Consider the following 12,458-nt stretch of genomic DNA (forward strand, 5'->3'; position numbering starts at 1 on the left):
GCTGCGGGCGTTCGGCCGCCAAAGAGCAGTCTCTCGCCGCAATAGGTGGCGATGAGCGCGTCCGGTGTTCGCCACCAGTTGTCGGCGATGCCGGCGACCTCGGAGATCGGAGCCTGAGCGTCGAGACCGGCGGGGTCGGCGGGGGCGTGGCGCGCACTGTCCAGCCCGCCGCCCAGCCCTGCGCAGCCGGCCACGCAGGTGCCGGTCCAGCGCGCGGGCTGCCCTCGGCGGGCGCGACGATCCGGCCCGTGGGGTTGAGCATCCCGGACATGTCGCTGAACGCGAAAGTCGACGCCGTCGGTATCGATGCCCGATCCGGCGACTTCGCCGTCCCGCCCAGCATCGACCGGGTGGGCTGGTACCGGTACGGCCCGGGCTTGGAAGCCGCCGCGGGCTCGATCGTCATCGCCGGTCACGTCGACAGCGCCGTACAACGCAAAGGAGCGTTCTTCACCCTGCGCAGCTTGACCAAGGGCGCCCTGGTCCGGCTGACCGACCCGACCGGCCGCAGGTACGACTTCACGGTCGTCGGCGTCGAACAGTTCCGCAAGAGTCGGATCCCGCTCGAACGCTACTTCGCCCGCGACGGCGCACTACGGCTGACCTTGGTCACCTGCGGCGGCCCGTTCGGCGAAGCCGCCCGGCACTATCGCGACAACGTCGTGGTCACCGCCACGGCAGCCGGCTGACGGCGCGCCGGTGTACCGGGCCAGGCAGACGGCGATGCGGCTGATCCCAGCTCAGGGCGCTGCAAACAGACCGAACGCCGGCTGACATGGCCCGGCTCGGGGGCGCGATCGGCGTCTGGGCATCGTGGCCGACTGGTCGAACGCTCTGCGGTCAACATGATGACCTTTGTGGTCAATAGACTGCGAAGGAGACATAAGACGTGGACGATGGTGGTCGTTGCTTACGTCCACCGGAGCGCTCGGCTGCCGTGTTGCCACTGCCTGAGCGCGTCCGATGCTGACTGGAGGTATCGTCCATGCTCACCATTCCCGTACGCCGCGCGCTGGCGCTGACCGCCGTGGCGGCTGCTGCCACCACGATGACGACACTCGCCGCCGGTTCTCCGGCGTACGCCGCGTCATCAGAGGTCTACGTGGTGCATGGCATCCCCGCCACCCCGGTCGACGTGTACGTGGACGGCAAGATCACTCTGCAGGGATTCCAGCCCGGACAGGTCGCCGGACCGCTGACCCTGCCCGAAGGCACCTATGACATCGACATCACCAAACCAGGCGAGCCGGTCAGCAGCGCGATCCTGTCCGCGCAGGACGCCGCAGTGCCCGGCGGCACCAACATCAGCATCGTGGCGCACCTGGACACCGACGACAAGCCGAAGATCACACCGTTCGTCAACGACGTCAGCGCAGTACCGGCGGGCAAGGCCCGGCTCGTGGTGCGCCACACTGCGGCTGCGCCCGCAGTCGACGTCCGCGCCTCCGGAACGCCGGTGATCTCCGGCCTGACCAACCCCAACGAAGCCGAACTCGAGGTCGACGCCGGCACCATCGACGCCGACGTCGTCCTGGCTGGCACCTCCACCGTGGCGATCCCCGCGACCGAGCTCAATCTCGCCGAAGGCAGCGTCACCGTCGTCTACGCCATCGGATCGGCACAGGCCAAGACCCTCGCTGTGGTGGCGCAGGTCCTGACCGGCTCGTACACCGCCCCGGAGGGCGTCGACGCCGGCGACGCGGGACTGGCCGCCGACCGCCCCGCGCTCGGATGGGCTCTGGCCGCGTCGCTCGGGTCACTGCTGCTGATCCTCGGCGTGATGAAACTCCGGGCCGCCCGACGATGAGCGGCACCATCGACGCGCCCCAAGACAGGCTTGGGGCGCGTCGGCGTGCACGAGTCCGGTCCGCGGCACTGTTGACCGCCGGCGCGGCCCTGATAGCGACCGCCGCGACAACCGCCCCGCAGCAGCAGGTCGGCACCGCGGCACCGCCCGCCTCCGGGGTCATTGCGTCCACGCCGACCCGCGACGTGCGAATCCACAACGGGGCGCCACCGGCGCGACACACATCGGTCCCCCCGGTAGCTGTACGCATCCCCGCACTTGACCTGGCAGCACCGGTCGACCCCGTCGGCGTCGACGCGGCCACCGGACAAGTGGCCATCCCAGACGACGTGCGGCGCGTCGGCTGGTATGAGCACGGTCCCGGATGGGACAGCACCACCGGAGCGATCGTCTTGGCCGGACATGTCGACAGCGCGACCCAGGGCGCAGGCGCGCTGTTCGGTTTGCGCCGGGCGAAGGTCGGCACCGTCGTGGAGCTGACCGCCGCGAACGGCTCCGTCCGCAGCTTCCGGATCGCCGCCGTCGAGCAGCTGCCGAAGTCTCGACTCGCATGGCAGGAGTACTTCACCCGCGATGGCCGTCTGCGGCTGACGTTGATTACCTGCGGAGGACCGTTCAACCCGAACACCCGACGCTACCGAGACAACATCGTGGTCACCGCGCTCGCCGACTGACATCTCAAGGCCATGCCCGGATGCGTAGCAGCCCGCCGACCGGGGAAGGGCGATGCGCGACGGCGTATCGACTGGCCGCGCCGGCGACCCGAGTTCGAAGAAGACCACCGTTTCTGTCAATGTGCGGCTCCGGGACATCCTGGACAGGATGGCTTCACCTGATTGCTGACAGATTCAGGAGTTCGTTGACGGGTTCAGGTGTTGTCGGACAGCGATCCTTTTCTGGGTCGGACTGTTGCTCTGAATCTGATCGGCTTGCCTGGGTTCTTGCGGGCGACGAGCGTGAGTTCGATGTCGTTGTGGAGGACCCGGAAGTGGGTGTCTTCGACGATGATGGTCACGGTTTTGCCTGCGTGGGTGGGGCTGACGTGGATGCGCTGGCTGGCGATCATGATCTCGCCGTTGGTGGGGACCCGGCGTTGTGCGCGGGGTGGTTGAGCCGGCGGTGGTGGGAGTGCCTGGGTGGAGATCCTGGCTCCGGATAGCCGTGTTCGCTTGTCGGGTGGGAAGGGCGCGGGCAGGGTGAGTGCGAGTAGGCCGCCGCAGATGACGTGCATGAGGTAGCCGTCGAGGCGCAGCGTGGCCTGTTTGCCGGCGAGGTGGGCGGGGAGCTGGATGCTGATGCCGCCGAGCGAGATGCGCCCTTCACGGTTGATCACGCGGTCGACCTCGACGACGGCGGTGGGTGGCGGCGGCAGTGGCGGCATTGCCGACGGGCCGGGTTCGGGGCCTGCCCGCCGGGCGCCTTTGAGGTGCAGGTTGAGTAGGTCGGTGGGCGACAGCAGCGAGGTGCGGGTGCGGATGAGGTAGCCGTCGAGGCAGACGTGGATGCTGCGGTCGTCGGCCCAGAGGGTGACGGTGCGTCCGGCGTAGGGCTGGCCGAGTTTGATGCCGCAGTTGTTGGGCAGGCTGAGTCGGCCGCCGGGTGGCACGACCATCTCCCATTCGATGGCACGCAGGTCTGTCTCGGACAGGATCGCTGTCGTGGAGGACGTGACCAGTTCGGCGGGGATGCGTGGTGGCAGGCCGACCGGTTGGATTTGCGCCGGGATGGCGGCACTCGGCCTGTCGGGCGTGGGACGGAACTTGGCGGCGGGGGTGGCCATGCCCAGGGATTGGTGGGGGCGCTGGTGGTTGTAGGCGTGGACCCAGACGTCGATCGCGCTCTGCGCGGTGGCCTGGTCCGCGAACGCGCCGACCCGGTTGAGGAGTTCCTCGCGCAGGGTCTTGTGGAATCGTTCGATCTTGCCGGTGGTCGTAGGTGACCGGGGTTTGGTGAGCCTGGCGGTGATGCCGTTCTCGCGGCAGATCCGCTCGAACAGCACTTCGGAGGGCATGGGTTTGGTGCCGCGGATCCTCGACCGACACGGCCAACCCATCACCGGCCTACGCACCGCAGCCACCCAGACCATGGTCCTGCTCGCCATCGAGCGCACCCACATCGCCAAGACCGACCTGTGGGAACTGCTGTTCCCCGACGCGACCCTCCGACGCGCCGAAGAACGATTCGCCGTCACCATCGCCGACCTACGCAACGGAATCCGCCGAGCCAGCGCCGACCCCACCCGCAACGCCGTCCCCAACCCCGGCGGCCGCTACCGCCTCGACCCCGACCTCGTCGACGTCGACCTCTGGCAGTTCAGCACCCACCTCGACGCCGCCGCCCAAACCACCGAACCCCAAACCAGGCAACACCACCTACGCCAAGCACTGGCTCTGCACACCGGGCTACTGGCCGAAGGCACCGATTACGACTGGATAGAGCCTCACCAGAACGCCTTCACCAGCAAAGTGATGGACATCCTCGTAGCTCTCGCACAGATGAGCCCGACGCCCGCAGAGGCCGGCGAGTTGCTCGACCGGGCATGCGAGCTGTCGCCAGCCAACACCGCCGTCTTCCGGCAGACGCTCCGAACCTGGCAAAAGGCTGGCCAACCAGACCGCACTCACGCAGCGATTGGCAGATACCAGGCCGCACTCGAGGAACTGGACGCTGTAACCGACCACGACACGGCCCGTCTCGTCCAAGCCGCAGCCTCGGCTACCACAACGGCACCTGGATCGAAACGACCCAGCCTGCCGACCTCGAGGACAGCAGCCGCCACGAATCCCCACCGGCGTCGGTGAGGCGCTCACGCGTCGGTACGGCAGCACTTCCGTTTCGACCTCCCCAACGACCGCCATGCCCGTCCCGCCCCGGCGTGAACCTGTACCTCCCGGACGGCGCCTGGCGCCCGCCGGCCCTGACCGACAGCACCCTGCGCCGCCGCCCCCAGGCCGACCGGGCCGCCTCCTGACCTCACCGAACAAGGAGACCATTGCGGGCCGCAGACCCGTTCCCCCGGCCCGCGGCCCGTCGCTGGCATGATGAGCGCCCATGACCTCCACCGACGTGTACGAGGAACGCTACAGACCCGTTCCCAAGACGATCCTCGTCATCGCCGTCTGCTTCCTGTTCACCGCCGCCGCGCTGCTCGTGCCGCTCGACGCGTTCACCCGCATCCTCACCCTGGCCCTGTTCGGCGTCGGCGGCGTCGTCATGCTCGTCGCCACGTTCAGCCGCAAGGTCGCCCTGCGCGTCGACGCGACCGGCATCACCCTCGGCGGCTCGCCGCTGCGCTACGCCGCCACCACCGCCCACGTGCCCTGGGCCGAGGTGGAGGCGGTGGTCCTGTGGCGCCAGCCGCTGGCACAGAACCTGCCCTACATCGGCGTGCTGCGACCACACGACGCGCCGCCCCTGCCAGGCACACCCACCGGCCCGGCCGGAAAGCTGATGGCCGGGTTCGGGTACGCCGTCTCCGGCGCACCCGACCCGCGCCTGCTCGCCGCCGGCCGCGCCATCAACGGCTGGCGGCTCGACCTCGACCGGCTCACCGCCGCCGTACGCCACCACGCGCCCGGCGTGCCCGTCCGCGACCTGAGGTGAACCCATGACCACCACCTACACCTGGCGCGGCGCGTTCCACAACACCGAGGTGGAGCGCCTGCACGCGGCCGGATTCGGTTATGAGCCGTCCGGGCACGACTGGCACGCGCAGGTCATGCGGCACAGCCTCGGCTGGGTGTGCGCCCGTGACGGCGAGCGGCTCGTCGGTTTCGTCAACGTCGCCTGGGACGGCAGTACGCACGCGTTCGTCCTGGACACCGTCGTCGCGATGGACATGCGCCGCCAGAGCGTCGGCACCGGGCTCCTCGCCGTGGCGACGACGCAGGCACGCGACGCCGGCTGCCAATGGCTGCACGTCGACTTCGAGGAGCATCTGCGCGAGTTCTACCTCGACAGCTGCGGCTTCCGGTCCACCCCGGCGGGGCTCATCGAACTCTGACCGCAGCCGCTACTGGACATCGCCGCCGTACACGTCCTCATCGGGGATCTCTCCCACGCTCTCGTCATAGATGGCGTCCATGAACTCGTCGTAGGCCGTCTCCGGCACCTCCGGCCCGGCGACCTCGTCCAGGTCCTCCTCCTCGAACTCCTCCTCGCCCTCAGCGCGCCGAGGGCCGGGGACGGCAGCCACACCGGCCGACACCGCAGCGGTGCCCCCTGAGCGGTCCCACGCGGCCGCGTCCCGGTCGCTGCGCGGAGGCGTGAGCCACCGGCGGTAGAAGCGGTCCTGTACGCCCGCCAGGAACGCGGCAGCGGCCGCCTCCGCGTCGCCCGTGGCCACGTAGACGTCCGCGACGCGGGTCATCGTGCCGGGGGAGAGCCTGAGCTGCTTGGCGGTGATGGTGCGGACGGCGCGGGCGGTGTCGTTACGGTCCTTCACGTTGAGCACCACCGCCCCGTCGGCGGGAGCGGTGGCGACCCAGGCCCGGCGTACGCCGAAGTCCAGCAGGTCCAGCGAGTGCTTGCGCGGCTTCGGGTCCTTGCCGGCGTTCCACTTCTCGAACCAGCGCTGGAACGTACGCCTGTCCACGCCCGCGATCTTGGCGCCCTTCGTGACACCAGCCGTACGCCGCAGTTCCTCCGCCTTCTCCCGGAAAGTCATCGGAGGCTGCCGGATCTCGCGGCCGCGCATCATGTTGACCAGGCGGTCACCCAACCCGCTCATTTCACCACCTCGTTCGCCGCGACGCGGCTCTTACGGGTCGCCTTGTGCTTGTAGGCCCCGAGCTTCATCCCGGTCGGGTCGAGATTCCAGCCGGCCGGAACAGCGGCGACGCCGTCCTCGACGTCGGAGGCATACCACACATTGTCCACGTCTACCCACAGCGGCCAGCGGTTCTGCTCCCGGCCGGTCTTCCACATCTTGCGCCAGCGATTCGCCCGGTCCGTGGCGATGATCGAGTACCACCAGTCCGGCCGGTAGATCCAGTTCGTTTCGCTGGCGAGCATCCCGAGCGTCTTGCGACCGGCTTCCTTGAGCGCTTTCAAGACCCGGTTGGCGTCGCGCGGGTCATCGGTCGCCCCAGCCGCGGCCGCGTACGCGTCCCGCATCTTCCACGCCCAAGGTCGCAGCAGTTCCGACCCGGCGGAGACGCGGCTGTCCTTGATCCGCACCCCGCCGTAGACCCCTTCCTCCGTCAACTGCTGCAGCAGCGCGACCGTCGCCGTGGAAATCCAGCGCGGCCCGGTCTCCTGCGAATAGCCTGCCGGGTCCGGCATCCGCTTGTCGTTCCACGGCGACAGTTCGCACAGCCACCAGCCGCCCATCTTCGGGTCGAATCTCACCCCGCCCTGCTTCAACTGCCACGGCGCGAGAATCGCGTTGGCGGCGGCTGCGATGTAGGCCCGGTTCGCGTCGTAGGCGTGCGCGAACCTCATCCCCGACACGGGAGCGCGGAAGTGGTCCGTGTGGAAATCGTCCTCGAACCCCGGAACAAGTTCGATCTTGGGCTTCCACGTCGGCTGAAGCTTCTTCACGCCGACCGTCGTGACGCGGCTGAGAATGGCCGTGCCGGCGATCCCGGTCGTGCCGTGGTACGCGCTGCCCGTGACCCGGTGCCACAGCGCCAGGGACGTCAAGGTGCCCATACCGTCGGCAGGGTCGGGGTCGAGCAGCGGGAACGTCGCCGGTTCGATCGCGGGCAGAATGCCGACCCGCAACGTGACCCCTTCGCGCCGTATCGTCGTCCAGTCCCCGAGCTTCCTTACCTCCCAGCCCTCCGACCGGATCTCGCGCAGCAGGTCGTGGTCACCCTCGACGGCGGCCAGCTCGTCACGGGTCGTGGGCAGGCGCAGCGCGCGGGCCGCGTCCAGGTCCACCATGACGACACCCTCGTCACCGAACCGATCGGCCAGCCGGGTCGCCACGGACCCGAAACCCTGCTCGTAGACGCCCGGCGGGACCGGGTGGATGACCTCACCATCCGTCATGAGCATGTCCGCCCCGAGTTGGACGGCTTTGTAGGCGGCTCCCATAGCTGGACACACTAGTCTTCGACCCGTACGTGTCCACCAGCACGGCAACCGGCAGTGCCGTGGGGTGTCGCGGTGATCTGTCCTGCGGCGATGTGCCGAATCCGGCCGACAACATGGTCTGCGGACTGGCTGGTGACTCGCCGTCTATGCAGCGCCCCGCCCACCACGGCGCGACCTGACGTAGGCAGCACGCTCGGCCAGACGCCCCTGCCGGACAACGACCTGGTTCAACCGTGGGAACTCACGCACTACTGAGCCACGTGGCCCCAGCGCTCGGCTGATCCAGTCCTTGCGTTTCGACGGCACCCTGCAGACCCTCACCGCCGCCGAACGGTCGCCACTGGTCGACCTGAGCATCGTCCACGAACTCGACCTGTGCGAGCAGGCCTCCGACGTCGCCACCCGCCACGGCGACTGCTTCCGTACCTTCCGTTCCTGGGCCGACCTGGACTCGCCGCAGGTCACCGCCGACGCCCGCACCGTGCTGAATCTGACCGATGATTGCCCAAGCCCGGCGCCGAGCGTGGCGGGTACTGGTCGTCTACAGGTCAGGTGGACGACGGATTTGACGAGTACGAGCGGGCCGGTACCAGGGCTGTCCGGGTGGGTTCACCGGCAGCCAGACCACCGCGGCCGTGCGCTGGACCGGCTCCTGACCTGAACGACCAGCCGGGAACCCGACAGGACCCGGCCGGTCACGGACGGCCGCGGTGACGCGCCCACTCCGGCGCCAGGATCGACATGACCGTCGCGTCGATCCAGCCGTCACCGTCGCGTAGCACCTCACGCAGCACCCCCTCGGCGACGAAACCCACCTTCTCGTACGCCCGCCGCGCCCGCGGATTGAACGCGAACACCTTCAGCTCGATCCGGTGCAGGCCCAGCCGCTCGAAGCCGTACCCGACGAACAGCCGGATCGCCTCCGTACCCAGACCCCGGTCCCGGCCCGCCGGGCCCAGCAGCACCCGGAAGTTGCAGCTCGAGTTGCCTGCCTGCCATTCGTTGAACACCACCTCGCCGACGCACGCGTCAGTCGTCCGGTCCACTACCGCCAGGTCCAGCCGGTCCGGCTGGGCGTTGCGGGTGCCGTACCAGCGGCGCAGAATCTTGTCCTGCTCGGCTTCGTCGCCGTCAGGCGTGCTGCCGGTCAGCCGGATCACCTCCGGGTCCACCAGCGCGGCACGGATGCCGTCCAGGTCGGCGCCCGCGAACGGGCGCAGCACGACCTTCTCACCGGTGAGGGTCGGCTTGACGGAGAAATCGGCGCTCTGCGGGTCGATCACCCCGCGATGATGGCCAAGCCCATGCCCACCGCGCAAACCGTGAACCGCACCCGCCTCCGGCAGAACCGCGCCCGCCGCGTCCGGCAAGGGCTTCCGCACCGCCCGCAGCCCGGCCGATGAGGCATGCTGGAGGCCGAGCATCGCGACTGGCGGCACGAGGATGGGAACGACCATCGGGGAGCGAGCCGTGGAAGCCGACCGCCTGGTGCCCGGACGGGGCCAGAGTCGCGACGTCGCCTCAACGCCCTTGGGCTACTTCGTCGTCGGCCCACTCCCCTGAAACGGTCAGGACCCGGGTACCGCGATACGTCGGCACCGCCCACGGCGGTACGCCGTAGCGGCGGGCGAGAGCGGCGCAGTGCTCGCCGATGTCGAGCCCGGCGCGTGTCGTGATCAGGGTGAACGAGCGGGGGCCCTGCGCACCATGTGCTGATCGTGGCGCTGCCGACGCTTCCGTGGAAGCACTCGGTGTCGGGCTGTGGGTTACTGGCTGCCCAGGTTGCCAACGTTCTGGATCGGCTGAACCGCCCCGTCGTCGCCGATGGTCTGGCCGTCTACCGGTCTCGCGGGCGTGGGCGGCCCCGGTCGGGTGCCGCCGGCGCGCTCGGGGTGTCACTCGGGCGGGCGTGCGCGCGGGTCTCGCTGGCTGACAGCCACTCCCAGCTGTGCCGGGTTGCCGGCCGCTTGCGCCAGGTTCGCGCTGGCTACTCCCGCGTGCAGGTAAGGGGGTCGGCGATGCCCTGCCGCAGCGCGTACGTGTCGGCGGCTGCATCACATCGTCGAGCGAACCGGACGCAGTGGGCAGGGATGGCGTGTTCGTCGGGGTGGCAGACAGCGCGGGGCGTCGATCGGGTGTCCGGACTCCTCCTGCGGGACGCGGCACGTCACCGGCGTCGGTCTGGTCTTGGTCTGTCCGGAGACGAGCCGGTCGACGGCGAGTCGGGCGCGGTGTCGAGGCCGGGCTCGTCGAACGGTACGAGGGCGGAGCGCGTGGTCTTGCCGATTCCGCCCGGCAGCCGAGTGGTGCTGGGAAAGCAGCGTCGCCTCACCTGGTTTCGGCTGCGGCGTCGGGCTGTGGGTGTCTGGCGTGGTCGTGAGGTGCTTGTGCCTAGTTGAGGTCGAATACGTCGTAGTTGTTCATGTCGTCGGCGACGCTGCGGGGGTCCAGTGTCGCCAGCGATGCCCCGTACCGGCGTGTTTGGACGATGGCGTGGGCCAGGGGGAGTGGGAGCCGGGCTGAGATTTCGCCGACGTCGGGGAGGTCGTCGGCGGGCATCGGCAGGATCAGGATGTAGTTGTCGTCGGCGAGCATGGCGAGTAGGTGTTTGCGGCCGCCGGGGTCGACGGTTGCGTATGCGTCGGCCCATGCCGGGGCAGGGACGCCGATGGTGCCGCCGTTGTCGCCGACCTCTTTCATGAGTTCGCCGACGGCGAGGCCGTCGAGGCGGGCGTAGGCGACCAGCGCGGTGGTGTCCAGGACGACGTGAACGTTCACGCGGCGTGCCGCTGTTCAGCTGCGTGGGCGGCCTCGCGGGCGGCCTGGTGGTCTCTGAGCCGGTTTCGCATCCGGGTCAGGCCTTCGTCGGTGAAGACGTAGCCGGCTTCGCGGAGCATCTGGTCGTTGGCGGCGGCGCGGGTTTCGTGTTCCATGCGGTCACGAAGGGCGGCGGCGACGTAGGACGAACGGGCGCCGGCGGGCATCTTTTCGAGCGCGTCCCCGAGGTCGTCGGGCAGGCTCACGGTGACTCTCTTGCTCATACCTTTCACCCTACATGTTCATACCCGCTGGTGGGTCATCGCCGGACGTTGAACGTCACGGCCGTTGATCGGCCGCTGGAAGTTCACCCGCAGGTGAGGACCCGGGCGTGCCGTGGGCGCGGAACTGCCGCGGTCCCATCGTCCCGATCTTGGTTGTTCTCGTGCGGCGTTGGTGAAGCTGGCGTTCGCGATCGCGAGCCGCGTGACCGGAGACGAGGTAGATGACGTTTCGGGTGCTTCCGAGCAAGCAGCAGGAAGACCTGCTCGCACCGGTTGGCGGGTCCGCCTCTCGCCCCACCCGGACCGGGACTGCACGTCGGTCGTTTGTCCTGTTCGGTGCTGCTGCGGGCTGTGTTGTCGGTGCGTGACACCCCCTGGTTGTGGCGGTGGCTGCTGGTTCTCACTGCCGTTTCTGGTTCTTGTGGTGTTCGGGTCATTGGTGGCGTGACCGGTGTGTGCGGCACGGTCCGGGTGGCCGCGAAGACGATCTCGGTGTTGCTTGGCCGGGCTGTCGAACTTGTCGTTTTCCCGCCCGAACGGGCCCGACTGGACCGTGCCGAGCCTGACGCCGTGTTGTGTGTCGGCGTCACTGCCGCGTTGCGGTTGGCGACCGGCACCATCGGCGGTGTCGTACGGGGCGCCTTCTTCGGCTTCGCGGCCCTGCGCGGTATCGCCGCCCTGCATCCGACAGGCGCCTCCGGCGCGCGCCGCCTCCGGCGCGCGCCGTTTCCGGCCCGTCATCGTCGTCGGCGGCGGCGGCGGTTTCGCCGGTGACGACTGGGTCGGTCGGGAACTGCGCGTCGGCGATGACCTCATCGTGCGTGTCATCGTGACCATACCGTGCTGCGTGATCGCCGTCCTCGCCCATGGGGGCCTGCCCGGTTTCCGCGACGTTCTGCGGGTGCTCGCTCGCCTCCGCCGCGTCGTGGCGCTGCCCGCCGTCGGCTCCCGGCCGTGCGCCGGCATCTACGCCCGGGTCCTGCGGCCCGGCCGCTTCCGGCCCGGTGACCCGGTCCGCGCTGTCTGACGCGCCGCCTACTGCGGCAGGCGCCTGTGCGGGGCCGGCAGGTCCTCACCCGCCTGCCGCGCCAGGTCCGGTTTGGGAGTCTGCCGTCCGCCGCGACAGCGTCAGCCGGAACTCCCGCCGCGCGGACCCCCCTTTTTTTTCAGGCTGTGAGTGCAGGGCGCCGGCACGTCTGACCGCCGCCCGAACGGCACGACACCGCCCCGGGCGGGTATCGGGTGCGGCAGTTGCGACCCTCGAGAGGCAGGCGCGGATGCCGGCCCGGCCCTGTACCGGCCGGATGGTCGCGCCGCTCGCCGCGGCCGTGCTCACCCTCGGCTGCGGCGCTCTGCGCCATCCCGCTGCCCCCGACGGCGCCGCCTCCCGGCCCAGCGCGGCCCCCACCGCCGCCGGTGTGCCCGACGGCGCCATGATCGTCGAGGAGTTCGAGGATGACGCTTGCGGCGCCGTCACCGAGGTCGTGGCGTACTGGTCGGGGGTGTTGCGGGCCTGTGGTGTCGGGTTCACCCCTCCCGGTCGCGGCTGTGTCCGCCTGCCGTGACGCTGG

At 69.6% G+C, this 12,458-nt stretch carries 15 protein-coding genes and 1 pseudogene; 10 read left to right on the forward strand and 6 right to left on the reverse strand.

The features are described 5' to 3' along the window. Positions 1-248 precede the first annotated feature (248 nt). The 3 genes from AB0B35_RS40365 (at position 249) to AB0B35_RS40375 (ending at position 2,481) form a co-directional block, all read left to right on the forward strand. Positions 249-689 (forward strand): class F sortase, encoded by a 441-nt coding sequence (locus tag AB0B35_RS40365; protein ID WP_361056674.1) that lies wholly within the window; start codon positions 249-251, stop codon positions 687-689. 359 nt (positions 690-1,048) lie between these two features. Then, the gene (locus AB0B35_RS40370; protein ID WP_361056709.1) at positions 1,049-1,807 is read left to right on the forward strand and encodes a DUF4397 domain-containing protein; all 759 of its coding nucleotides are present in this window, start codon (positions 1,049-1,051) and stop codon (positions 1,805-1,807) included. Then, complete coding sequence (locus AB0B35_RS40375; RefSeq protein ID WP_361056677.1) at positions 1,804-2,481, forward strand: class F sortase; 678 nt, start codon at positions 1,804-1,806, stop codon at positions 2,479-2,481. The genes AB0B35_RS40370 and AB0B35_RS40375 overlap by 4 nt, the downstream gene beginning before the upstream one ends. A 1,082-nt stretch (positions 2,482-3,563) precedes the next feature. On the opposite strand, the pseudogene AB0B35_RS40380 reads toward AB0B35_RS40375, so the two are convergent. Then, positions 3,564-3,821: pseudogene (locus AB0B35_RS40380) on the reverse strand (integrase core domain-containing protein); the annotation flags it as partial. 70 nt (positions 3,822-3,891) lie between these two features. On the opposite strand from AB0B35_RS40380, the gene AB0B35_RS40385 reads away from it, so the two are divergent. The 3 genes from AB0B35_RS40385 to AB0B35_RS40395 all read left to right on the forward strand — a co-directional run bounded on the left by AB0B35_RS40385 (position 3,892) and on the right by AB0B35_RS40395 (position 5,810). After that, positions 3,892-4,608, forward strand: coding sequence for a bacterial transcriptional activator domain-containing protein (locus AB0B35_RS40385; RefSeq protein WP_361056680.1), 717 nt, complete (start codon positions 3,892-3,894; stop codon positions 4,606-4,608). A 250-nt stretch (positions 4,609-4,858) separates the two neighbouring features. Beyond that, positions 4,859-5,410, forward strand: coding sequence for a hypothetical protein (locus tag AB0B35_RS40390; RefSeq protein ID WP_361056682.1), 552 nt, complete (start codon positions 4,859-4,861; stop codon positions 5,408-5,410). Positions 5,411-5,414: 4 nt separating this feature from the next. Continuing rightward, a complete protein-coding gene (locus AB0B35_RS40395; RefSeq protein ID WP_361056685.1) occupies positions 5,415-5,810 on the forward strand; it encodes a GNAT family N-acetyltransferase in 396 nt (131 codons plus the stop codon). Between the two features lie 9 nt (positions 5,811-5,819). On the opposite strand, the gene AB0B35_RS40400 is transcribed toward AB0B35_RS40395, so the two are convergent. Both AB0B35_RS40400 and AB0B35_RS40405 read right to left on the reverse strand, forming a co-directional pair. Beyond that, positions 5,820-6,536 carry a hypothetical protein gene (locus AB0B35_RS40400; protein ID WP_361056688.1) on the reverse strand — a complete coding sequence of 239 codons (717 nt, stop codon included), beginning with the start codon at positions 6,534-6,536 and terminating at the stop codon, positions 5,820-5,822. Then, positions 6,533-7,738: a hypothetical protein gene (locus AB0B35_RS40405; RefSeq protein ID WP_361056691.1), complete on the reverse strand. Its 1,206-nt coding sequence runs from the start codon at positions 7,736-7,738 to the stop codon at positions 6,533-6,535. Before AB0B35_RS40405 ends, AB0B35_RS40400 begins: the two co-directional genes overlap by 4 nt. A gap of 397 nt (positions 7,739-8,135) precedes the next feature. Between AB0B35_RS40405 and AB0B35_RS40410 the strand changes: the two genes are divergently transcribed. Then, entirely contained in the window at positions 8,136-8,507 is a 372-nt protein-coding gene (locus tag AB0B35_RS40410; protein WP_361056694.1) for a hypothetical protein, read from the forward strand. Positions 8,508-8,541: 34 nt separating this feature from the next. On the opposite strand, the gene AB0B35_RS40415 is transcribed toward AB0B35_RS40410, so the two are convergent. The 3 genes from AB0B35_RS40415 to AB0B35_RS40425 form a co-directional block, all read right to left on the reverse strand. Continuing rightward, positions 8,542-9,129, reverse strand: a complete 588-nt coding sequence (locus AB0B35_RS40415; RefSeq protein ID WP_361056697.1) for a GNAT family protein — start codon at positions 9,127-9,129, stop codon at positions 8,542-8,544. Positions 9,130-10,237: 1,108 nt separating this feature from the next. Beyond that, on the reverse strand, positions 10,238-10,624 hold the full coding sequence (locus tag AB0B35_RS40420; protein ID WP_361056700.1) for a hypothetical protein: 387 nt from the start codon (positions 10,622-10,624) through the stop codon (positions 10,238-10,240). Then, positions 10,621-10,869 carry a hypothetical protein gene (locus tag AB0B35_RS40425; protein ID WP_361056703.1) on the reverse strand — a complete coding sequence of 83 codons (249 nt, stop codon included), beginning with the start codon at positions 10,867-10,869 and terminating at the stop codon, positions 10,621-10,623. The genes AB0B35_RS40420 and AB0B35_RS40425 overlap by 4 nt, the downstream gene beginning before the upstream one ends. A gap of 378 nt (positions 10,870-11,247) precedes the next feature. On the opposite strand from AB0B35_RS40425, the gene AB0B35_RS40430 reads away from it, so the two are divergent. From AB0B35_RS40430 to AB0B35_RS40440, 3 genes are all read left to right on the forward strand, one after another. Then, positions 11,248-11,661: a hypothetical protein gene (locus AB0B35_RS40430; RefSeq protein ID WP_361056715.1), complete on the forward strand. Its 414-nt coding sequence runs from the start codon at positions 11,248-11,250 to the stop codon at positions 11,659-11,661. Next, positions 11,627-11,914: a hypothetical protein gene (locus AB0B35_RS40435; protein ID WP_361056713.1), complete on the forward strand. Its 288-nt coding sequence runs from the start codon at positions 11,627-11,629 to the stop codon at positions 11,912-11,914. The genes AB0B35_RS40430 and AB0B35_RS40435 overlap by 35 nt, the downstream gene beginning before the upstream one ends. A gap of 250 nt (positions 11,915-12,164) precedes the next feature. Further along, positions 12,165-12,452, forward strand: a complete 288-nt coding sequence (locus tag AB0B35_RS40440) for a hypothetical protein (RefSeq protein WP_361056706.1) — start codon at positions 12,165-12,167, stop codon at positions 12,450-12,452. Positions 12,453-12,458: the final 6 nt, after the last annotated feature.

The sequence above is a fragment of the Catellatospora sp. NPDC049133 genome, from assembly GCF_040648455.1.
Classification (GTDB): domain Bacteria; phylum Actinomycetota; class Actinomycetes; order Mycobacteriales; family Micromonosporaceae; genus Catellatospora; species Catellatospora aurea.